Origin of the sequence: Paenibacillus silvestris (genome assembly GCF_009882985.1) — a bacterium.
GTDB lineage: Bacteria > Bacillota > Bacilli > Paenibacillales > NBRC-103111 > Paenibacillus_E > Paenibacillus_E silvestris.
This window is the reverse complement of sequence record NZ_WTUZ01000038.1, coordinates 128,932-151,084: the sequence shown is the minus strand read 5'-3', so window position 1 is coordinate 151,084 and position 22,153 is coordinate 128,932. Positions and strand designations below refer to the sequence as shown.

At 46.7% G+C, this 22,153-nt stretch carries 16 protein-coding genes; 10 read left to right on the top strand and 6 right to left on the bottom strand.

Going from position 1 to position 22,153, the window contains the following annotated elements; translation table 11 throughout:
- The 3 genes from GQF01_RS29160 to GQF01_RS29150 all read left to right on the top strand — a co-directional run bounded on the left by GQF01_RS29160 (window position 1) and on the right by GQF01_RS29150 (window position 5,588).
- Window positions 1-1,284 carry a peptidase U32 family protein gene (locus GQF01_RS29160; RefSeq protein ID WP_161410477.1) on the top strand — a complete coding sequence of 428 codons (1,284 nt, stop codon included), beginning with the start codon at window positions 1-3 and terminating at the stop codon, window positions 1,282-1,284.
- A 189-nt stretch (window positions 1,285-1,473) separates the two neighbouring features.
- Window positions 1,474-3,624: a methyl-accepting chemotaxis protein gene (locus GQF01_RS29155; protein ID WP_235960630.1), complete on the top strand. Its 2,151-nt coding sequence runs from the start codon at window positions 1,474-1,476 to the stop codon at window positions 3,622-3,624.
- Window positions 3,625-3,773: 149 nt separating this feature from the next.
- On the top strand, window positions 3,774-5,588 hold the full coding sequence (locus GQF01_RS29150) for a peptidoglycan D,D-transpeptidase FtsI family protein (RefSeq protein ID WP_161410476.1): 1,815 nt from the start codon (window positions 3,774-3,776) through the stop codon (window positions 5,586-5,588).
- Here GQF01_RS29150 and GQF01_RS29145 read toward each other — a convergent pair.
- Window positions 5,574-6,845 carry an ATP-binding protein gene (locus GQF01_RS29145; protein WP_161410475.1) on the bottom strand — a complete coding sequence of 424 codons (1,272 nt, stop codon included), beginning with the start codon at window positions 6,843-6,845 and terminating at the stop codon, window positions 5,574-5,576. The two genes, GQF01_RS29150 and GQF01_RS29145, sit on opposite strands and share 15 nt — an antisense overlap.
- Window positions 6,846-7,036: 191 nt before the next feature.
- Between GQF01_RS29145 and GQF01_RS29140 the strand changes: the two genes are divergently transcribed.
- Entirely contained in the window at window positions 7,037-7,861 is an 825-nt protein-coding gene (locus tag GQF01_RS29140) for a lipoate--protein ligase family protein (RefSeq protein WP_161410474.1), read from the top strand.
- Between the two features lie 228 nt (window positions 7,862-8,089).
- Here GQF01_RS29140 and GQF01_RS29135 read toward each other — a convergent pair whose 3' ends face one another.
- Window positions 8,090-8,821 (bottom strand): alpha/beta hydrolase, encoded by a 732-nt coding sequence (locus GQF01_RS29135; protein WP_161410471.1) that lies wholly within the window; start codon window positions 8,819-8,821, stop codon window positions 8,090-8,092.
- 263 nt (window positions 8,822-9,084) lie between these two features.
- On the opposite strand from GQF01_RS29135, the gene pdhA reads away from it, so the two are divergent.
- Genes pdhA through lpdA form a run of 4 tightly spaced genes read left to right on the top strand, consistent with a single transcriptional unit; the run spans window position 9,085 to window position 13,971 of the window.
- A complete protein-coding gene (gene pdhA / locus GQF01_RS29130; RefSeq protein ID WP_161410469.1) occupies window positions 9,085-10,167 on the top strand; it encodes a pyruvate dehydrogenase (acetyl-transferring) E1 component subunit alpha in 1,083 nt (360 codons plus the stop codon).
- Between the two features lie 36 nt (window positions 10,168-10,203).
- The gene (locus GQF01_RS29125) at window positions 10,204-11,184 is read left to right on the top strand and encodes an alpha-ketoacid dehydrogenase subunit beta (protein WP_161410468.1); all 981 of its coding nucleotides are present in this window, start codon (window positions 10,204-10,206) and stop codon (window positions 11,182-11,184) included.
- A gap of 32 nt (window positions 11,185-11,216) precedes the next feature.
- Window positions 11,217-12,551 (top strand): dihydrolipoamide acetyltransferase family protein, encoded by a 1,335-nt coding sequence (locus GQF01_RS29120; protein WP_161410466.1) that lies wholly within the window; start codon window positions 11,217-11,219, stop codon window positions 12,549-12,551.
- A 4-nt stretch (window positions 12,552-12,555) separates the two neighbouring features.
- Entirely contained in the window at window positions 12,556-13,971 is a 1,416-nt protein-coding gene (gene lpdA, locus GQF01_RS29115) for a dihydrolipoyl dehydrogenase (protein ID WP_161410464.1), read from the top strand.
- Window positions 13,972-14,057: 86 nt separating this feature from the next.
- Here the strand turns inward: lpdA and serC are convergent, their stop codons facing one another.
- From serC to GQF01_RS29095, 4 genes are all read right to left on the bottom strand, one after another.
- On the bottom strand, window positions 14,058-15,152 hold the full coding sequence (serC, locus tag GQF01_RS29110) for a 3-phosphoserine/phosphohydroxythreonine transaminase (RefSeq protein ID WP_161410462.1): 1,095 nt from the start codon (window positions 15,150-15,152) through the stop codon (window positions 14,058-14,060).
- Between the two features lie 282 nt (window positions 15,153-15,434).
- Window positions 15,435-16,772, bottom strand: coding sequence for an ABC transporter substrate-binding protein (locus GQF01_RS29105; protein ID WP_407945435.1), 1,338 nt, complete (start codon window positions 16,770-16,772; stop codon window positions 15,435-15,437).
- A gap of 137 nt (window positions 16,773-16,909) precedes the next feature.
- Window positions 16,910-17,731, bottom strand: a complete 822-nt coding sequence (locus GQF01_RS29100) for a carbohydrate ABC transporter permease (protein ID WP_161410458.1) — start codon at window positions 17,729-17,731, stop codon at window positions 16,910-16,912.
- The gene (locus GQF01_RS29095; protein ID WP_407945434.1) at window positions 17,728-18,609 is read right to left on the bottom strand and encodes a carbohydrate ABC transporter permease; all 882 of its coding nucleotides are present in this window, start codon (window positions 18,607-18,609) and stop codon (window positions 17,728-17,730) included. Before GQF01_RS29095 ends, GQF01_RS29100 begins: the two co-directional genes overlap by 4 nt.
- Before the next feature lie 289 nt (window positions 18,610-18,898).
- On the opposite strand from GQF01_RS29095, the gene GQF01_RS29090 reads away from it, so the two are divergent.
- Both GQF01_RS29090 and GQF01_RS29085 read left to right on the top strand, forming a co-directional pair.
- Window positions 18,899-19,633: a glycerophosphodiester phosphodiesterase gene (locus tag GQF01_RS29090; protein WP_161410456.1), complete on the top strand. Its 735-nt coding sequence runs from the start codon at window positions 18,899-18,901 to the stop codon at window positions 19,631-19,633.
- Window positions 19,634-19,985: 352 nt separating this feature from the next.
- On the top strand, window positions 19,986-22,145 hold the full coding sequence (locus tag GQF01_RS29085; protein ID WP_161410455.1) for an AMP-binding protein: 2,160 nt from the start codon (window positions 19,986-19,988) through the stop codon (window positions 22,143-22,145).
- Window positions 22,146-22,153 lie beyond the last annotated feature (8 nt).

Sequence of the window (22,153 nt, the reverse complement as noted above, 5' to 3'; positions counted from 1 at the left end):
ATGACGACAGCATTAGAAGCACGAGCAAGAGGAAAGCGTGTTAGACTGCATAAGCCGGAATTACTTGCCCCTGCGGGCAATTTGGAAAAATTAAAATTCGCCATCCACTACGGTGCTGACGCGGTGTATATTGGCGGGCAGAAATATGGTCTTCGTTCTAGCGCAGACAACTTTTCGCTCGAGGAAATGCGTGAAGCCGTTGAGTTTGCGAACGGCTACGGGGCCAAAGTGTTCGTGGCAACGAACATTTATGCGCACAACGAGGACATCGAAGGGCTGGATGAGTACCTGCGGGGACTGCAAGAGGTTGGTATCTCAGCCATTATCGCAGCGGATCCGATTATTATGGAAACCTGCCGGAGAGTAGCGCCTAAGCTGGAAGTACATGTGAGTACACAGCAGTCGGTGATGAACTGGCAAACGGTGAAGTTCTGGAAAGATCAAGGCATTGAACGGGTGGTTCTGGCCCGCGAAGTGAGTATGGAAGAGATCGATCAGATTAAAGCTCATGTCGATGTTGAGATTGAAGCTTTCATTCACGGCGCGATGTGCAGCTCATACTCCGGCAGATGCGTGCTTTCCAATCATTTCACGGATCGCGACTCTAATCGCGGAGGCTGCTCGCAATCATGCCGCTGGAAATATGATCTGTTTGCCAAAGATCAGCTTGAATCAGCGCCACTCGCGACGGATTTACCGTTGTTCGGGGATGAAGATGATGCCTTTACGATGGGATCGAAGGATCTCAGCATGATCGAACATATTGCCGATATGATTGAATCCGGTGTAGATAGCTTCAAAATTGAAGGAAGAATGAAGAGCATTCATTATGTGGCGACGGTTGTTAATGCCTACCGACAAGCCATTGATGCTTATTTTGAGGATCCGGAACATTTCGAGCTCAATCCTATTTGGCAGGAGGAGATCCACAAAGCGGCCAATCGACCTTTGAATGAAGGCTTCTTCTACGATGCTCCAGGCCCTGAAGATCACATTTTCGAACCAGAGGATAAAGTAGTTGGTTTTGATTTTGTCGGTCTAGTGCTGTCCTATGACGAGGCAACGGGGACCGCGCTGATTCAACAAAGAAATCATTTCAAGCCAGGGCAAGAAATTGAATTCTTCGGACCAGAAGGAACGCAGTTTAAACAAACGGTTGGCGTGATCTGGAATGAAGAGGGTCAAGAGCTGGATGCAGCAAGGCATCCACTTCAAGTGATTAAACTTAAAACGGAATTTCCTGTAAGAAAATGGGATATGATGCGTAAGAAAACAGGAAAATAGTACCATGGAAGCTTTCTCCAGACTGGGTTATATTGGAGAAAGTTTCTTTTTTTTATTTTCTTTTAGAGCGAATATTAAAGGAAATTGTTACATGTTGTCGAAATGAATACAAAACACGAGTTGTAACCCTTTTCATTTTAGGACGAAAGTATGGGGGACAATGAACAGAAACTAATGGCGGTGAAGAAGATGAAGAAGAGTCTCCAAAGTATTCTTGCATTTGCAAACAAAGCTGTCGTTCGTATGGCGGGGACAGCAGGTAAGACATCCAAGCAAATGGGCACAAACGCTTTTAAAGAAATGAAGCAGGTTAAGCTGGAAAATCCAGTGAAATCCGTAGGTATGAAGCTGTTTTTAATGTTTTTTATCAGCATTTTGTTCTTCGTTCTCATTGTGGGTATGATTTCTTACAGCGTGTCCAAAAGTGTCATTAAGAACAAAGTGGCGGAATCCTCCTTGCAAACTGTCACACAAGCAGGTCAAAAGCTAGATTTCCTTTATCAAACCTTTGAAGATGCATCTTTGCAAATTATGCTGAACAAAGAGCTGCAGGACCTTCTTGAGAAAGTTCCTACATTGGATCCTACTTCGTACGAATCGCTGGAGGTTATTCGCCAATTAACGGATAAATTAAATGTGGTGACCTTCGCTAACAAGTCAATTAAAACGCTTCATCTTTATCGACCAGACGGCAAGCTTATTGTCATTACGGGTTCCGGTGGAAGTACGTTAAGCGAAAATTCCGGAACAAGCGATTGGTTTAAGAAGATAGTGGAGAATGGGGGAAAAGTAGCGTGGTTGGATAGTAAAGTCAAAGGATATTCCAGCTCTTCCACGAATACATTCGCCATTGGCCGTCTTATGAGAAATACCCTTACGAACAGCACAACTGCTGTGTTAATGTTGGAGCTTAGCACTGATCTCTTGAATAAAGAAATTACAGGTATGTCTCTGGGAGATGACAGCAAGGTCGTCATTACGAATGCAGAGAATAAGAATGTTGCAGTTGCAGAAACTGCAGAACTCGAAAAAGATGCTGCCATTCAAATAACGAAAGAGCAACGGGATGAAGAACATGGCTCTTTTGTAACGAAAGACGATCATTTGGTTGCCTATTACAAATCATCTATATCAGGTTGGAATCTAGTTGGAGATATCCCAGTTAGCTCACTGGTGAAGGACGCTAAGAAAATTTTCAATTATACGCTTCTAATCGCTTTATTTGCGGCTATTGCGGCCGTATTAATCGGATTATTTGTTGCCAGAATGATTGGTCGACCGCTGGTTAATCTTCGCAACTTGATGCAGCAAGGCGCAAAAGGTAATTTAACTGTACGTGCAAACTACACAACGCAGGATGAGATTGGGCAGTTGGGCGCAAGTTTCGATGTTATGATGCAGCAGATTACAACGTTGGTCCAACAAACTAGCAGCTCAGCGCAAGCTGTCTTTGAAACAGCGCAAGAGTTAACGAATTCCTCCAAAGTGACTGCTACTGCGGCCAGAGAAATTGCTGTGGCTACGGATGAAATTTCCAATGGTGCCGGAGGCTTGGCGACGGAGTCCGAAAGAGGAAACGAGCTGACACATCATATCGGCATCCAGATGAAACAGGTTATCGAAGCAAATCTGGAGATGGGAACAGCTGCAGCAGATGTGCAGAGCTCCAGTGAGCAAGGAACGAAATACATGTCCGAGCTCATATCGAAAACGAATTTGACCGAAGAAATGATTCGTTCCATGGTTGATAAAGTCGACAACTTGAAAGACAGCACACGTTCGATTCGCAAAATCTTGGATGTTTTGAATAATATGACGAAGCAAACGAATATTTTGTCCTTGAATGCAACAATTGAAGCTGCGCGTGCCGGAGCTGCGGGCAAAGGCTTCATGGTTGTAGCGGATGAGATTCGGAAGCTGGCTGACCAATCCCGTCAATCCATTGATGTCGTAGGTCAAATTACAGAAACGATCCAGAAAGAAATCGATGAAACGGTGAAGGTGCTTTCAACAGCTACACCAATATTCAAAGAACAGATTCTAGCGGTGAAAGAAGCCGATATCATTTTCAAACAAGTAACGAACCACATGGGCGGCTTCATTGAGCAATTGAGCACGGTGAGCGATTCGATCTCAACACTCGAACAATCGCAAGTCGTTCTCTCGGATGCTATGACGAATGTAAGTGCTGTAGCAGAGGAATCTCTTGCTACTTCAGAGGAAGTTGCTTCCTTGAGTTCCGAGCAGCTTAGCATTAGCGATGGTTTGGTTAAATTGTCTGATAAGCTGGATTTGCTTTCCAAATCACTTACCGACACCTTATCCAAATTCGAAGTCTAGTCGTATACAATTCGAAGTCCATTCTCTGTTTAAGAGGGTGGACTTTTTTTGTTTCAGAGAGGACGTATAGACGGTTTGTCTAAGTGCAGGAATGACGATACTGAGTACATCTGAAATTATGATGAATGACATCGCAAGGAGCTAGGTGTATGAGGGTCAAACAGTTATCTTCACTTGAAAAACGTCGTATGTTTCTTGTTCTCTTAACTATCGTACTCCTGTTTATCGGCATAGTGGGCAAGCTATTCTGGATACAGATCGCAGCAACGGAAAACTACAGCTCACACGGCGTTAATTTGCTTAAAAACTCAGTCGTTCAAAGACAGCGTGCGCTTGTGCTGGAAAGCGGCCGAGGAGAAATCCTGGATCGCGATCTGCAACCGATAACAGGGAAGATTGTAAAATCTCTGGTTGTGTTTCCCATTCATAGTGATCTGCAAGCAAAGCCACAGCAAGTGAAACAGCTTGTTCAGATTTTGCGGACGAATGCGGAGTCATGGCGCGTATTCACCAAAGATCTGAAAGAGCCGCAAGTGTGGAGTGCTGCTGGCGGAGGCAAGCCGATCGAGTTAACAGATGGACAGGAAGCTAAGATTGATGCGCTTAATTTGCCGAATGTGAAGGTGGTGCAGATGGAGGATCGCTACCCGAGCGGGATGACTGCGCGGCAGTTGATTGGCTTCATCGGGCAGAATCCAGATCGGGTGATGAACCTATACAGCGCCGATTTGGAGAAAGGTAAGGTCGCACTGACAACGAAGATTGGCGGAGCAGGCCTTGAGAAGACGTTCGATCTTTGGCTTCGCGGTATCGGGGAGACAACGATCTCTTATTTTATGGATGCTGGGAAAAGGCCTCTGACAGGACTTGATGCGCGTATGATTGCGCCGAACAATGCCTTTTATCCCGTTAAGTTAGTCACGACCCTTGATGTAAGTGTGCAGCAGCAAATCGAGACACTGATGGATAAATTGAAAATACGCGATGGAGCTGCCGTCGTTCAGGAAGTCGAACAAGGGGACATCGTCGCCATGGCAAGCAGGCCCAACTATGATCCCACGTCCGTGGATCTTGCCAGTAATAGCTGGAGCAACTATGCGCTTAAAGCGACGGCTCCCGGCTCTATTTTCAAAACAATTGTGGCAGCTGCCGCATTAGATCTTGGTGTGGTTAATCCCAAAGAGACTTTCACTTGTGAAGGAGCTCTTGGCAAATATGGTTTTACATGCTGGAGAAAAGAGGGACATGGCCCCTTAACCTTGGAGCAAGGGTTCGCACAATCATGCAACATCGTGTTTGCCAAAGTCATGCAGCGCTTGACTGCAGCTCAACTAGAAAGCTTCGCACATAAGCTTGGCGTCCTTGATGAGGTAGGATGGACAGGGAAGACGGACACGAAGCTCCTGCTTCATCAATTAGATAGCGAGGAGACCGGACAGCTCTTTGGCGCCAATACGCCGCATGATGATGAGGGAGTGCTTATGCAGACAGCCATCGGTCAAAGAGACGTCATGATGACCCCTTTACAGGCGTCTAATATGATTGTTACTTTGCTGCATAATGGAAAAGGCTATTCACCGAGAGTGGTCCAAGAAATACGCTACCAAACCGATCGTGTGATGGAGAAGTTTGAACCGCAAACGTTAAAGGACAAAGAGGGGTACGTGTCTGCCTCGACAAGCCGTACGCTTTTGAGTTGGATGAGAGAAGTCGTGACCGAAGGGACAGGCCAAGGGTTGAAGGATGCCAAGTGGCAGCTCGCAGGGAAATCCGGTACGGCACAAACGATGGTCGGCAAGCAGGAAAAGGTGAATCAGTGGTTTATCGGATATGGCCCAGTAGCTTCTCCCAAGTATGCGGTATCCGTCGTGATCAAGAACACGGACCCAACCGAAAGCAACAAGGCCATACCTTTATTCAAGGGGATCATGGATATTCTTGCAAGTGAATCAAACAGCAGGTAGCGAGATCGTGAAGCAAGTGCCTTGATTGGGCTCGCTCGTTACTTCAATGAGTCCTCCAAAGGTGCGGATGATCCGGTAAGAGACCATCATGCTGAGACCGGTGCTTTTATTTTTGGTGGAATAAAAAGGCGTTCCAAGGCGGTTGATCTGTTCAGCAGTCATCCCCACACCAGTATCTGTAATTTGCAGAATAACGTTGGAACCCTTTTTGAAGCCAATGATCTGTAGCGCGCCCCCGTTAGTCATAGCCTCGATACCGTTTTTTGTTAAGTTGAGCAGGCATTGCATAATTTTCTCTTCATTAGCTTGGATGACCAGGGGAGATTTCATATCGATTTGAATATCAACCCCGCGTGCAGCTGCATATGGAAGAATGAGATTATTTAATTTGGATGACAAATCAGATAGGTTCAGCGGTTCAAGCTTCTCAGCTTCTGGCTTGGCAAAGGATAAGTAGTCGGTAATTATACCCTGAGCGCGGTCGATTTCTTCGATGACCATAGCTGTGTAGACATGTTTCTTCTCTTCAGTGACTTGTGATTGACTGAGGATTTGCATAAATCCCCTGGCTACCGTCATTGGGTTGCGGATTTCGTGGGCGACAGAAGCTGCCAGTTCACTTAGGACATTCAGTTTCTCAGAGCGCTGGATTTCTTGGCGCAAGGTAATATTTTCGCGGATCCGAGCAATTAAATACGTAAGCAGCCACATAGTAAATAAATGAACGAGACAATACAAGATACCGTATACCAAAAAAGTACGATCTACCGGGACGAAAGAACCGACTCTATAGAGCAGAGTGATGCAGAAAGTTGCTAGAGCACTGATGAAAGCAAGCAGGGTGGGAAACATCACTTTGGGGGTTAGGTGCTTCCAATTGCTCAGCGCAATGAAAGCCAGGATGAAGGGGACAAGAAGAGCTAATAAGGTGACGATCCACACGAAATTCGGGCCATTCATCATATACACATAGGCGAGTATGAGTCCAGAAACCGCTAGTCCTGAGCGTATGCCGCCATATAGGAAGGCTATAAGTACGGGAATAATATGGAGATCGAAATGATTGCCTATGGGTTTAAAAAAAGGATGGGTCACGCAAAAAATGGCGGCTAATGAGCAGATAAATAAGAGAAATACCTGTCGGTACTTATCGTAACTGTCTAGTGAACCGGGTTTTTCGAGCCAAAAGATGTGAGTTAAAACAATGGGGACGGTTAAAACAAGGATATTCAGGAGTAAATCGTCAAATATGTTCAAAGATCTCGCCTACTTAATAAAAAATTTGATGTTCCACTTTTTATTCGACACAAAACTTGGAATTCCTTCGAATTGTATCCTAAATTTTGATGTTTTTTGGCGAAATGCAACGATTTTTGCATTGCGGCTTACGCTAGTTTCGCTTACAATTCGGAAGACGGACTTAAATAGCAGGCTCAGGAGATATATAAATGACGAATACACCACTTTCCTCTTCCATGGTCATTCTGGACCGAACCCAGGAAACGGACACAAGATCTATTCTATATGCTTTTGCGTTGGAAGAACTTTTGTGCCGATCAATTGGTAAAATGGCACCTCCGATCCTTCACATTTGGCGGCACCCGCGAGCTTTCGTCATGGGACTTAGAGATAGCCGACTCCCCGAAGCAGCACTTGCTAACGAGTGGCTGCTCGATCAAGGGTATGATACGGCAGTAAGAAATTCAGGCGGCGCAGCGGTTCCATTGGATTTGAGTGTTGTGAATGTCTCATTACTGCTGCCGAAAGAGGCAGGAGATATGGAGCATCGCAAGGATTTCGAAGCGATGGTTACCCTGATCCGCGACGTGATGAGCAAACTTACCGATCATATTGATCAAGGTGAAGTGATGGGCTCCTTTTGTCCAGGTGAGTTCGACTTAAGTGTAGGTGGTCGTAAGTTCTGTGGGATCGCTCAACGCAGGCAGCAGCTTGCTTTATCGGTTCAAGCGTTTATTATCGTCGAGGGCGAAGGCGAGGCGAAAGCAGCGCTGGCTAGGGGCTTCTACGAACGCGCGGCTGGATCTGCTGATCACAGCCAGTATCCTGAGGTGGCACCGGGGAGCATGGCGAGTTTAGCGGAATGCTTGAACATTCCTTTAACAGCAGAGCAATTTACTGCGAACTTAGTTGAAGTTATGGTTGCCAGAGGGCTGCAAGTGGCGAGTCCTGAAGTAATCCAAGGGTATCCGACGGATGAACAGATTAGCGACATGGTGAGGCTGATGAAAGAGCGATACGCGATTAAGGAATAGAAAAACGGTCTGACTTCGTCATCTGACGCAAGCGGGACCGTTTTCTTTGTAAGATGCGACGTTTTGTAAGATGTGACGGCTGCCTGCAGCATCGCCTTTATGCACCTGCAGCCAACCCATACATTCGGGCCCTCCGGCCGAAATCCAGTTATTTCGCTATATGTGGAGGAATTGCATGGAATAGCTGGAGAAATCGGCGTTAATTGCAAGGGAAGCCCTCGCTCAACATCACCCTAGAAAATAGTGCAGCGCCGCGCTCAATTCCCCTTGCCAGAATCCCCACAAATGCTTGCCAGGTTTCTCAATATAATGTAGCACCACATTTTTTCTTTCCAGATCCTCTTTGGCCAAACGATTTTCTCTGACGAAGTCAAAGGTTCCTCGCTCGGTTTTGACATCCGTTTCATCCAAACCAATTAACATATACATTTCAAGCCAAGATAAATCGTCTGCCGCTTTAAGGCGTTCGCGGGTAATGTCGAAAAATGCGCCAGATAAGGATATAACGCGGCAAAAAAGGCTAGGATAATCTAAGGCGAGATGCAAGGAAACGGTCCCACCGAGGGAATCACCTGCGACAATGCGTTCACTGCGCTCCGTTCGTACAGGATAGCGGCTTTCCACATAAGGGAGCAGCTCCTCCGCGAAAAAGCGGCAATAAGCATCATGACGCTCACCTTCCGGCGCATACTCGGACGTGCGGTTAGCCGTGTTCACATCCACACCTACGACAATAGCCGGCTCCAGGTCCTCATCCAAAATGCAGCGGGTAATCGTTGTGGCAATGCGCCCGAAATTAAAGAATTGCTCGCCATCTTGGCAGTAGATAACGGGGTAGGAGAGCAGCTCGTTATAACCGGGAGGCAAATAAACGCGAAGCGGGCGTGTTTCTTGCAGCAGGACAGAGGTGAGTTCATCTTTCACAATGGTTCTTTGGTAGTAACGAGCGTCATCAGACATCGTGTATTCTCCTTTATATCCTAATGGGGAAAAGTGGTATGTGAAGCGTAAGTTGGAAATGATTTGGGTAAGGTGTATTATATCAGTTGTTAATTTCATGTTAACTGTATTATATATTTTCCTAAACTGTACTATTCGCTTCCGCGAAAAAAGGTCATATATCATAAGGATAGCGGTGTACAATTCACAAAAACAGGTTTATAATAATACTATAACAGAAGTGTAGCTAGCAGGCATCAAAATCATATAAGAGGTGAAATGGTATGAGTAAGCCACTTGTCAGCCAAGTAAATTACGAAGTGACCACAGAGAAGGTTGAGCCTTTACAAGTACTGGCTCCAGACGGCACAATTGTAAATCCAGACAAAATGCCTAAACTTAGCGATGACCAATTAAGAGAGTTAATGAGAAGAATGGTATTCACACGTGTTTGGGACGAAAGAGCAGTAAATCTCGGTCGTCAAGGACGTCTTGGTTTCTATGCACCGGTATCCGGTCAAGAAGCTTCCATGATCGGTAGTGAATTTGCATTAAATAAAGATGACTTTATTTGCCCAGGTTACCGCGATATGCCGCAGCTCGTATGGCACGGACTTCCGCTTTACCAAGCATTCCTATACTCCCGCGGACATCAACATGGCGGACAAATTCCGCAAGATGTTCACGTTCTTATGCCGCAAATCATCATTGGTGCACAAATTCTGCACGCAACTGGTGTTGCTATGGCATTCAAAAAACGTAACCAACCGCGTGTAGCGATTACGTACACAGGGGACGGAGGAAGCTCCGAAGGAGATTTCTACGAAGGTATGAACTTTGCAGGAGCATTCAAGCTGCCTGCCATTTATTTTGTACAAAACAATGGTTATGCGATCACAACGCCTTACTCCAAGCAAACTGGAGCGCTTTCTGTTGCGCATAAAGCAATTGCTGCTGGTATCAAAGGCGTGCAAGTAGATGGAATGGACGTTCTGGCTGTTGTTCAAGCTGTGTCCGAAGCTGCTGAAAGAGGCCGCAAAGGCGAAGGCGCTACATTGATTGAGGCTTTGACATACCGTTACCGTCCGCATTCCTTGGCCGATGATACAACGAAGTATCGTACTAAAGACGAGGAATCCGATTGGGAGCCTAAAGATCCGCTTACGCGCATGCGTATTTTCCTGACCAAAAAAGGTCTATGGAGCGAAGAAGAAGAGGCTAAAGTGAAAGAAGAAGCAAAAGCAACGGTTGCTGAGCACATTAAAAAAGCTGAAGAAACTGAGAAAATGACAGTTTCGGGCTTAATCGATTCCATGTTCGAAGTTACACCTTCCCATCTCGAAGAACAGAAACAAGCGTATAAATAAAATCTGGCAAAAACTCTTAGGAGGCACGGAGAAGTCATGGCACAAATGACGATGATTCAAGCGATTAAAGACGCAATGCGCGTTGAACTGGAAAGAGATCCAAATGTAATTTTGTTCGGCGAAGACGTTGGCCATGTTGGTGGCGTATTCCGTGCTACAGAAGGTTTACAAAAAGAATTCGGCGAAGAGCGCGTATTCGATACGCCTCTTGCTGAGTCTGCAATCGGCGGACTTGCTGTAGGTCTTGGCGTTCAAGGCTTCCGTCCAATCGCTGAGATTCAATTCGTAGGTTTTATTTACGAAGCGCTTGACCAAATTTGCGTGCAAGCAGCTCGTATGCGTTACCGCTCAGGCGGTCGTTACAATGCGCCAATCGTATTCCGTACGCCTTACGGCGGCGGCGTTAAAGCGGCTGAGCTTCACACGGATGCACTTGAAGGTCTATTGGTGCAAACTCCGGGGATTAAAGTTGTTGTTCCTTCCAATCCTTACGATGCGAAGGGCTTGCTCATTTCCGCGATTCGCGATAATGACCCAGTTTTCTTCATGGAGCATCTGAACTTATACCGCGCATTCCGCGCAGAAGTACCAGAAGGTGAATACACGATTGAGCTTGGTAAAGCGAACGTAGTTCGTGAAGGCTCTGACGTAACGATCATCACATACGGAGCTATGGTTCACACATCAGTGAAAGCTGCTGAAGAGATCGAGAAAACAGAAGGCGTGAAAGTTGAAGTTATCGACCTTCGCACCCTGCTTCCGCTTGATATCGATACAATCGTTGCTTCGATCAAGAAAACGAACCGTGCAATTATCGTACAAGAAGCACAAAAAACTTCTGGAGTAGCCGCAGAGGTTATTGCTCAAATTAATGAAAAAGCAATTCTTCACTTGGAAGCTCCAGTTCTTCGTATTGCGCCTCCGGATACCGTTTATCCGTTCGCACAAATTGAAGATGCTTGGTTGCCTAGCCCTGCAAGTGTTATTGCCGGTATTAAACAAGTACTCGAATTCTAATTCACAGTCGAAGGTAACAGGAGGTTGTACACGTGGCATTGTTTGAATACAAGTTCCCAGAGCTTGGAGAAGGCATACATGAAGGCGAAATCGTTAAGATGCTCGTTAAAGCGGGTGACACCGTAACAGACGAAACAATTCTTATGGAAGTACAGAACGACAAAGCTGTTGTTGAAGTTCCTTGTCCAGTAGAAGGTAAAGTCGTTAGCGTCGCTGTAAAAGACGGACAAACCTGTACGATTGGCGAGCTCGTGATGACAATCGAAGTAACAGGCGAGATGCCGGCTGAGTCCATGCATCACAGCAGCTCCAACAACGCTGCGCCAGCCGCAGCGGCACCTGCTGCTACAGCGGTAGCCGTAGCAGAGGCTCCTGCAGCAGCAGTCACAGTGGCAGTTGCTGCAACACCGGCACCAGCAGCGCCAAGCGCTGGCGGCGGCCTTGAAGTGCTTGCGACGCCTAGCGTGCGCAAGCTTGCAAGAGAGAAAGGCATCACACTCGCAGAGGTGACGCCAACTGGCAAGCACGGCCGCGTAACACGCGAAGACGTGCTTGGCTTTAGCGGAGCGGGCAACGCCGCGGCTCCGGCAGCAACAGAGCCAGCTGCAGCGGAAGCAGCTGGCAGCGCAGCACCTGCGGCTAGCACGCAGGTCGCTGTGGGCGATCGCGTAGAAGAGCGGGTTCCGTTCAAAGGAATCCGGAAAGTAATCGCGAACGCGATGGTGAAATCCGTGTACACGGCACCGCACGTGACACTGATGGACGAAATCGACGTGAGCGCGTTAGTTGCTCTGCGTGAGCGCACGAAGCCTCTTGCTGAGAAGAAAGGCGTGAAGTTGACTTACCTTCCTTTCATCGTGAAAGCATTGGTAGCGGCTTGCCGTCAATTCCCAGCATTGAACGCAATGATCGACGAAGAGAAACAAGAAATTGTTTACAAAAAGTACTACAACATCGGTATCGCAACGGATACAGACAACGGCTTGCTCGTACCTGTTATCCATGACGCAGACCGCAAAAATGTATGGTCGATCGCTTCTTCTATCAAAGACTTGGCTACTCGCGGACGCGATGGCAAATTGTCTCCGAACGAGATGAAGGGTGGCACGATCTCCATTACGAACATTGGTTCTGTAGGCGGTATGTTCTTCACACCGGTTATCAACTTCCCAGAAGTTGCAATCCTGGGTGCTGGCCGCATTACGGAAAAACCTGTTGTGAAAAACGGTCAAATCGTTGCCGCATCGGTTATGGCTCTTTCCTTAAGTTTCGATCACCGTATCGTAGATGGAGCGACAGCGCAAAGCTTCTTGAACTACATCAAACAGCTTCTGGCTGATCCAGAGCTTCTCGTCTTGGAGGTGTAACAACATGGTAGTGGGAGATGCTTCTCTTGATATTGACTTGCTAGTCATAGGTGCAGGACCAGGGGGTTACGTAGCTGCCATTCGCGCAGCTCAACTTGGTCAAAGTGTACTTATTGTAGATAAATCGGAGTGGGGCGGCGTCTGCTTGAACCGCGGCTGTATCCCTTCCAAAGCGCTGATCTCCGCTGCTCATACTTATGAGCATGCGCAGCACGCTGACAGCATGGGTATCTCTGTAGAGAACGTGAAAGTGGACTTTGCAAAGGTACAAGCTTGGAAAAACAGCATTGTTGCTAAGCAAACGGGCGGCGTTGGCGCGCTGCTCAAAGGCAACAAAATTCAAACGTTCCAAGGTGAAGTTATGTTCATCAATGAGCACGAAGCACGTGTGTTCAACGATGCAGAAGCTCCGCGTTATCGCTTTAAGCACTGTATTATCGCGACAGGTTCCCGTCCGATTGAGCTGAAAGCCTTCCCTTACGGTGGAAGAATTATTTCTTCCACGGAAGCTTTGAACTTGCCTGAAGTTCCGAAAAGCATGATCGTTATCGGCGGCGGCTACATCGGAATCGAGCTTGGTCAAACTTACGCGAAGTTCGGTACCAAAGTAACTGTTTTGGAAGGATCAGATCACGTACTGCCAGGCTTCGAGAAAGAATTGACGAAGCTTGTAGCACGCAATCTGGAGAAAGTTGGCGTTGAAGTTCATACAGAAGCGCTAGCACAATCCTGCACGAAAACAGAGAACGACGTAACGGTTACTTTCACAGTGAAAGGCGAAGAGAAACAAGTAACAGCTGATTACGTTCTTGTAACTGTTGGTCGTCGTCCGAACACAGATGGCGAGCTTGGTCTTGATCTGATTAACTTGAAATTGACAGACCGTGGTTTGATCGAAGTTGATAACCAAGGCAGAACTAGCATCCCGCACATCTTTGCGATTGGTGATGTAGTGCCTGGTCTTTCTCTAGCTCACAAAGCTTCTTATGAAGCGAAAGTGGCTGCTGAAGCTATCGCTGGTCACTCTAGCATCGTTGATTACAAAGCAATGCCTGCTGTTGTATTCTCCGATCCAGAAATTGCTGGTGTTGGCTTGAGTGAAACAGAAGCAAAAGAAAAAGGTATCAACGTTACAATTGGTAAATTCCCATACGCAGCTAATGGCCGCGCTAACTCTTTGAACGCAGGACAAGGTTTCGTGAAGCTTGTTGGCGACAAGGAAACAGGCCAATTGCTTGGTGGTCAAATTGTGGGTCCAGAAGCATCAAACTTAATCGGCGAGCTTGCTCTTGCTGTTGAGATGGGTGCTAACCTGGAGGATATCGCCCTTACCATTCATGCACATCCTACATTGACAGAAATGATCATGGATGCAGCTGAAGGCGCGCTTGGACACCCGATTCACCAACTTGGGAAATAAGCACCCGTAGAGCGGTTTCTATTACCTTTAGATAAAAAGTCCCGAGAGCATGGCGCAAGCCGCTCTACGGGACTCTTTTATTTGTTTTAACCGTTTCTGCGGGCAAAATCAAGCATGAACGCAGCTAAAGCTTGGCAGGCTTCATCAGGGACCGCATTGTAGGCGGAGGCGCGGAGGCCGCCAACGCTGCGGTGCCCAGCCAATCCCTCAAAGCCATGAGTCTCGGATTCCAGAATAAAACGACGTTCAAGCTCTTCATTGCCTAAGCGCCAAGTGATATTCATGGGAGAACGGTCTTTTGGATCAATAATCCCTTGATAGAAACCGCTGCTCGCATCGATAACGTCATAAATGAGACCAGCCTTTGCAAGATTGCGGCGTTCTAATTGTTTCACGCCACCTTGGTTATGTGCCCATTTGAGCACGAGATTGGTCATATAAATAGCGTGAACGGGAGGCGTGTTGAACAGGGATTTATTTGTAGCAAATGTGCTGTATCGCATGATTTCTGGGATTTCCTTGGAAGCTTGCTCCAGCCAGCTTTCGCGGATAACGACGACCGTGACACCAGCAGGCCCAAGATTCTTCTGGGCGCCGGCATAGAACATCGAGAACTTCTGAAGATCCAGCTTGCGGCTTAGGATTTCGCTGGTCATATCGCCAACCAGAGGGGTGTCACCGACTTCAGGTATCTCGGCATAACGTGATCCTTCGATGGTATTGTTCATGGTGATATGCACGTAGGCGGCGTCTCGGCTGAGATCTTTAGTACCCAAGTCAGGGATGCCGCGCCAACCTTGCTCTTTGGAGCTTGCCGCGACATGCGTGCGACCTAGATAGGAGGCTTCTTTATAAGCTTTTTCTGCAAAGCTGCCAGTTAAAACATAATTAGCTGTAAGATGAGGGGCTAAGAAATTCATCGGAAGGAGGGCGAACTGCGTGCTTGCCCCACCGCCCATGAAGAGCACTTCATACCCTTTTGGTAAATCCAGCAGTGAGAGCAGGAGGGTCTGAGTTTCATGATTCATTTCTTCGACTGTACGGCTTCTATGCGACATTTCGAGCAGTGAAATTCCTTTGCCTTCATAATCGATAAATTGCTGCTGAGCTTCTTCCAGAACGTCTAAAGGTAGTGCGGCTGGACCTGGATTGAAATTGTACCTGCGGTTTGTTACATGCATGTGTGTTGCCTCCCATTACCGAATTTTGGCCAACAAAAAAACGCTCCTCATCCGATTGGGACGAGGAGCGTTTGCTCGCGGTGCCACCCAATTTAAGAAACACTACTTGAATGCTTCTCCACTTGGTTCCGCGGTAACGGGCGGTGCCGGTTAACTTAGCATGACTCTACTGCAAGGAGCATACTTGGCGATAACGCCTCCGAGTTGGATTCTCATCATAGGCACGATCGAATATAGAAGTTGAATAAAAGTATATGCTTCTAGATTGAAAAGGTCAATGCTTTATTTTACTGTTTTGTTATAAGCGGCAAGCTTCTCAGCGATGCTTTTGGAAGCAGCATCCAAAGCATCTTTCGGTGCTTTTTTACCTGTGAGCGCTTCTTCAATAGCTGTTTCAACGAGTTGACGAGCTTCTGGGAATACACCCATGACCGCACCTTGCGTTGCTTTGTTTGCTTTTGTGTTGTGAAGCTGGTCGATAGCTGTTTGGAATTGCGGGTATTTCGCTAAGTTATCTTTGATAAGCTGCTCATCATAAGCTTTTTTCGTAATTGGGAAGTAGCCCGTGTTAACGTTCCACCAAGCTTGTGTTTTTGGAGTCGTCAAGAATTTGATGAACTCCCAAGCGCCTTTTTGCTCAGCTTCGGATTTGTTGTTCAAGATATAGAGACTTGCGCCCCCAACAACGACACCGCCGTCTTTGGCATCAGCTGGTTTAGGCATTGTGCTTGTTCCAACTTGGAATTTGCCTTCAGCACCTGTAACAATACCACGTAAAGAAGCTGTAGAATCAAGTGTCATCGCAACTTGACCAGCAAGGAACGCTTTTTTCGTATCATCGGTTTTGCGTCCAAGATTCATAACGGACTTGTTATCAACCATGCCCTTCCACCAGGACAATGTTTTGAGGCCTGCTTCACTGTTTAGAGTAGTTTCCGTTGCAGCGGCTGTACGGCCGTTTCCGTTGTTCAAGAATTCTGCACCTTGACCAGCGAAGAACTGTTCCATGAACCAACCGTAAATAGCGAAGGAAGCGCCAGCTTTACCATCTTTGCTTAGTGCTTGTGCGGCTTTAGCCACTTCTTCGTACGTTGTTGGCGGTTTCTCTGGATCTAATCCAGCAGCTTTGAACATGTCTTTGTTGTAGTAAAGGATTGGGTTTGATGTGTTAAAAGGCATAGAATTCAATTTATCGTCAACTTTGTAGTAGTTTAAAATGTTTTCTTCGAGCTGTGAAAGATCGAATTTATCGGCATCAACGAATTTTTGAACCGGTGTAATGGCCTTGGAATCGATCATGAAACGGGAACCGATTTCGTAAACTTGAATGAGGGATGGACCGCTTTTGGTATCCATGGAAGCCTTCATTTTATTCAAGCTTTCATCGTAAGTACCTTGGAACACAGCCTGAACTTGCACATCTTTCTGGGAAGCGTTGAAATCTGCTACTAGTTTATCTACAGCTTGACCAAGCTCGCCACTCATGGAGTGCCACCAGATGACTTTAACTGGCTCTGCGGCTTTCGTAGGAGCTGTTGAAGCGGCAGTTGTACTTGCTGGTGCAGTGCTGCTGCTAGCTGGAGCTACTTCTGCTTTGCCGCATGCGCTAGCAAGCATCATCATGATAGCTGTCGCTGTCAGAGCAGTGACTCTTATGTTTACGGATTTCATTGATTTGTTTCTCTCCCTTTTTTAACCTTATTTTTATTTATGGAAATCTGACACAGCTTCATAGCTGCGCAGAGCAGCCAACAAGATTAGCCTTTCACAGCTCCAGCGGTAAGTCCGCGTACGAGCTGCTTTAAACCAAGTACGAGCAGAATAAGCGATGGCAAAAGGACGATTGTTACGCCTGCCAAGACGAGATTCCACACGGTTAATTCTTCAAATTGCAGCATGGCGATACCGATTTGTGCAGTCCGCATTTCTTCACTGTTCGTAATGAGCAGCGGCCAGAGGTACATATTCCATGCGTTCAGGAAGGCATAAACAGCAAGTGTAGCAAGTGCAGGTCTTCCCAAAGGCAGTACGATGCGGAAAAAGATGCGGATATGACCACAACCGTCGATACGTGCCGCTTCGAATAATTCTTTGGGCAGCTGCAAGAAAAATTGGCGCAACAGGAAGGTACCGAATGCTGTCGCCAGGAAAGGAACCGTTAGGCCTTGCAAACTATCGAGCCAGTCCCACTTTTTGATAGTCAAATAATTCGGTATGATCGTGACTTCCCAAGGAATCATCATCGTTGCCATGAATAATGAGAATATGAAAGCTTTTCCTTTAAAACGAATATTGGCAAAAGCGTATGCCGCCATCGAGGAGGTCATCAGCTGCCCAATCATGATGACCAAGGAGACGATGAAGCTGTTTGTAATAAATTTGGCTATAGGAACGAGCTTAAAGACGGCTATAATGCTTCCCACGTAGAAACCGCTTGGCAAGAAACGAGGTGGATAAGCCGAAGCTTCATCAGGTGTCATGAAAGTAGCTGAAAATGTGTAAAAGATCGGATACAGCACAAGAGCGGCTGAGATAGCCAATAAGACATAGATGATCGTTTTTTGTAAGGGACGGGTCATTGATAATGCACATTCCTTTCGAACACTTTGAATTGCACAAAGGTGAAGATCAGGATGATGGTGAACAGAACAAGGGCTTGCGCGCTTCCAGTCCCAAACCGGAAGTTAATGAAAGCATCTTGATATAAGTTATAAACAAGCACATCGGTGGAGTTGACAGGTCCGCCTTTGGTCAGAATATGAATCTGTCCGAAGGATTGGAAAGCGCCGATGATTGATACAATCGTGACAAAGAACACTGTCGGTGAAAGTAGTGGTAAAATAATTTGTACAAACGTCCGAATTGGACCGGATCCGTCGATTTTGGCGCTGTCGTAAATTTCATCGGGGATGCCTTGCAGGCCGCTGAAAAGAACGATGTAATTGAAGCCAAGATTCATCCACACGGTCATTAAGGAGACGGAAAGCAGTGCCCATCTCGGATCTGTTAGCCAAGCAACAGGCTCTAAACCCACAAGCTGCAGCAGGTAGTTCAGCATGCCAACACTAGGATGAAATAGCATCATCCAGATGACAGAGGAGGTTCCTACAGACAGAACGACAGGCAGCGAGAAAATAAATTGGAAGAAACGCATGCCTTTTAGCTGATTGTGTGTAAGAGCTGCGAGCAGAAGCGCAAGAGCGATGGAGGTCGGTACCGTCAAAATGGTGAATAAGCCTGTGACCTCTAAGCTTTTATAAAACTTCTCTGACGTGAAAATGGCCGTAAAGTTATCCAAACCGACAAAGGAAGCCACCCTGCCTCTAGGGTCGGTTTCGTGCATACTGAGATAAAAAGTTTGAATCAAAGGATAGAACAGGAATACGCCGAAAAGCAGTAATGACGGGAATAAGAAAATATAACCAAGCAGCGTCTCTGACCATTTCGAGATGAACATGGAACGAGGTGGGAGCTCAGCACGTGTTGTTATTTTTTTTGGAGCATTTGTTATTGTTAAGTCTTGGTCCAGCGTACTCATTCAGTGCCCTCCATAAAGATTATTAGACTAGTTAGATCTCTATTAGCTTAACGTTCTGTTATTTGACCAGTGTTAAATAGGTATAAATGATTTGTGAATTTTAGCAGCTTGTTTACATAACATTTACGAATACCTACTGGGCAAAAGCGGACCTGCTCTACTATAATTTGAGGATAAACATAATGATGTAAGGAGCGTGTTACGAAAAATGAGCACACATCAACCAATTATCATAGGCCACAGAGGAGCAGCCGGGGTAGCACCGGAAAATACATTAAGATCTTTTGCAGTCGCTTTCGAGCAAGGAGCAGAAGGCATTGAATTGGATGTACATCTCACGAAAGATGGCGAAATCGTCGTATGTCATGATGGAACACTTGATCGCACGACGAATGGCACTGGCCTTATTTGCGAAAAAAACTGGGATGAAATCAAAGAACTCGATGCTGGTTCATGGTTTTCCGATGCTTTCATTGGGGAAAGAGTGCCTCTTCTGCGGGAGGTTTTTGAGATGGTTCCGCGTGGTTTTCTTATCAATGTGGAAGTGAAGTACGCCTATGAAGGACGGATGGAGAAGGCACTGCTTGCCTTTTTGCGTGAAAGCGGCAGAATGGAAGACGTGGTGATTTCCTCCTTTGATCACAAAGTGATTAAGCGGATCAAATTGGCTGAGCCTGAGGTAAAAGTAGGACTTCTGTATGCTGCCAACCTGATTGACCATGCGGCTTATGCACAGCAAATCGGGGTCGAGGTGCACTCATTGCACCCTCAACATCATCATTTTGAAAAAGAAGATGGGGTATCGGCAGCAGAAGCAGGATTAGCCACGTATCCATGGACAGTGAACGTTGTAAGGGATTTTCAGAAGATGATCGATGCTGGCGTTACGGGCATTATTACGGACTTTCCAGCCAAGCTTAATGAGTTATTAAAAGGCGAGTGAGCGGTAGACGCTGGCGTTCCCAGTTCTTCTGGGAGTCCGAGGGGAATACACTAGCATTAACGATGAAGTTACGAAATGAATACGCCGCAAGAAGGACCACTGCATTTCGGATGCTGTGGTCCTTTTTTCATAAGATGTGCAGGGGAGAGGAGGGCAGCAAAGGCTGCAGTAGCGGGAATCCAGCGAGGATTGGCGAGTAGTACTAGGTAAAGTTAGTACTATCAGAAGCGCAGCAAATGCATACAATGGGATTATGACCTGGTATTAAGAGAAGCCCAAAAAGGAATGGATTCTTAATAGGTTTACCAAGGTTTTCTCAGCTTTGCCATGCGAACGCTTAGGAGGAGTCACCATGATCAAATGGTTGTTTATTGTATTGTTAAGGCTTCTGCTTCCACTGCTGCGTCCTGTCATTCTAGCTTGTTATCGTGTAAAAGTGAAAGGACTGCAGCAGCTTAATTTTACAGATAAAACGGTGCTCATTCCTAACCATGTTTCTTTGCTGGATGCTGTTCTGCTAGCGTTGATCCTTCCCGAGGAAGTTGCCTTTGTCGTGAATACACGAATGGCCAAACGTTTTGCTTGGCCGCTCCATTTTCGTACACATATCCCAGTAGATCCACTCAACCCATACTCCGTACGGAAAATGCTCAAAACGGTTCAGAGCGGTACGCCGCTGGTCATTTTCCCGGAGGGGCGTATATCGACCACTGGAAGCATGATGAAGGTGTATGGCGGAATAGGTTACATTGCATCCAGATCTGAGGCTCATATGGTGCCGATTGCGATTAGTGGGCTGGAATATTCCAAATTTTCGTATCTTCGCGGCAAAATGAAACAGATTTGGTTTCCGGCTGTGAGCATCACGATTGGGGAATCTTTTCAAGTGCCTGTGAATGAGAAACTGACGAGAAGAGTTCAGAAGGAGCGGGCAACGGAACTCATCGCCAGCCGAATGCAGAATCATTTGGTGGACAGTCGAATGAAGCCGGAGCTTAATTTATTCAATGAGCTGCTCATGGCTGCCAAACAACACGGATTTTCAAAAATGATTTGTGATGACATCATATCGGACACGTCAATAAGTTACCGCAAGCTGATATTAACCACCTATACGATGGCGGAGCGATTGAAAGAGCTGCTGGGGAATCAGAAGCGCGCAGCTGTCTTGCTGCCGAATGCGGCGGCGCATGTCGTCACTTTATTTTCATTATTCCGCTTAGGCATTACACCGGCGATTTTGAATTATACGGCAGGAAAAAACGCCATGCTGGACGCCTGCGAAACCGTATCTGCCGAAACGATAATTACATCTCGAGCTTTTATCGAGAAGGCGGGTTTGACTGATTTTATCCATCGTGCAAGCGGAATTTATTCGGTGATCTATCTTGAAGAGCTTAAAGAGAGTATTGCTTTTAAACATAAATGGGCAGGAATCCGTCATTTCTTGAGGAAAACGCAAGGACCCGTCGGGGATGGGGAGACTGAGGTTGTTCTCTACACGTCTGGGAGCGAGAGTAAACCGAAGGGGGTTGTTCTAACCCATCGAAATATTTTTGCTAATATCGGGCAGGCCAAGGCAGTGATTGCTTTCAATGCTGCTGATATTCTACTTGGGGCGATGCCCATGTTTCATTCGTTCGGTTTAACAGCGGGGACGATGCTGCCGGTTCTTTCTGGCATGAAGGTGGTCATGTATCCCAATCCTCTGCATTATAAAGTGATCCCAGAGATTGTGTACGACCGGAATATTACGATCTTGTTCGGTACATCAACGTTTCTATCTGCTTACGCGAGAACGGCACATGCTTATGATTTCGCCTGTTCGTTGAAATATGTCGTGGCTGGCGCCGAGAAGCTGAAAGAGGAAGTCCGTCAAACTTGGGCCGATAAATTTGGCATTCGGATTCTAGAGGGCTACGGCACGACAGAGACAGCACCTGTTATTTCGCTCAACACACCTATGTATGTTAAAAAGGGAACTGTAGGCCGTGTATTGCCAGGTATTCAGGTGAGGATCGAGAAAGTGGATGGCATCGAGCTTGGCGGCAATTTGCTTGTCAGAGGTCCTAATGTGATGAAAGGATATTTGATCCATGGACAGGGATTTGTTCCTTGCCCAGAGTGGTACAGCTGTGGAGATATTGTACAAATCGATGAAGAAGGCTATCTGTCGATACAAGGAAGGATGCAGTCTTTTGCCAAAATTGGCGGGGAAAAGGTGTCACTGCCGATGGTCGAGGAACTCGTATCGTCCAGCTTGCCGGCGCAAGCGGTGTGCGCTGCCGTTGCTGTTCCAGATGCGCGAAAGGGAGAGCGGATTGTGGTGTACCACAATAGCGCGGACACTCAGCTTCAGCTTCTTAGAGAATCGATGAAAGAGCGAGGACATCCGGGAATTTATATGCCTTCCGAGCTGCGCTACGTGGAGAAATTGCCGCTTTTGGGCAGCGGAAAAGTAGATTATGTCACCATTAAGCGAATTGCGCTAGAGGAGCATCATGCATCTTAAGGGAGAGA

What these genes read in the sequence shown, in the direction of transcription:
- GQF01_RS29160 (WP_161410477.1), top strand. Translation starts at nt 1, where the DNA reads ATGACGACAGCATTAGAAGCACGAGCAAGAGGAAAGCGTGTTAGACTG.
- GQF01_RS29155 (WP_235960630.1), top strand. Translation starts at nt 1,474, where the DNA reads ATGAAGAAGAGTCTCCAAAGTATTCTTGCATTTGCAAACAAAGCTGTC.
- GQF01_RS29150 (WP_161410476.1), top strand. Translation starts at nt 3,774, where the DNA reads ATGAGGGTCAAACAGTTATCTTCACTTGAAAAACGTCGTATGTTTCTT.
- GQF01_RS29140 (WP_161410474.1), top strand. Translation starts at nt 7,037, where the DNA reads ATGACGAATACACCACTTTCCTCTTCCATGGTCATTCTGGACCGAACC.
- GQF01_RS29135 (WP_161410471.1), bottom strand. Translation starts at nt 8,821, where the DNA reads ATGTCTGATGACGCTCGTTACTACCAAAGAACCATTGTGAAAGATGAA.
- pdhA (WP_161410469.1), top strand. Translation starts at nt 9,085, where the DNA reads ATGAGTAAGCCACTTGTCAGCCAAGTAAATTACGAAGTGACCACAGAG.
- GQF01_RS29125 (WP_161410468.1), top strand. Translation starts at nt 10,204, where the DNA reads ATGGCACAAATGACGATGATTCAAGCGATTAAAGACGCAATGCGCGTT.
- lpdA (WP_161410464.1), top strand. Translation starts at nt 12,556, where the DNA reads ATGGTAGTGGGAGATGCTTCTCTTGATATTGACTTGCTAGTCATAGGT.
- serC (WP_161410462.1), bottom strand. Translation starts at nt 15,152, where the DNA reads ATGCATGTAACAAACCGCAGGTACAATTTCAATCCAGGTCCAGCCGCA.
- GQF01_RS29105 (WP_407945435.1), bottom strand. Translation starts at nt 16,772, where the DNA reads ATGATGCTTGCTAGCGCATGCGGCAAAGCAGAAGTAGCTCCAGCTAGC.
- GQF01_RS29100 (WP_161410458.1), bottom strand. Translation starts at nt 17,731, where the DNA reads ATGACCCGTCCCTTACAAAAAACGATCATCTATGTCTTATTGGCTATC.
- GQF01_RS29095 (WP_407945434.1), bottom strand. Translation starts at nt 18,609, where the DNA reads ATGTTCATCTCGAAATGGTCAGAGACGCTGCTTGGTTATATTTTCTTA.
- GQF01_RS29090 (WP_161410456.1), top strand. Translation starts at nt 18,899, where the DNA reads ATGAGCACACATCAACCAATTATCATAGGCCACAGAGGAGCAGCCGGG.
- GQF01_RS29085 (WP_161410455.1), top strand. Translation starts at nt 19,986, where the DNA reads ATGATCAAATGGTTGTTTATTGTATTGTTAAGGCTTCTGCTTCCACTG.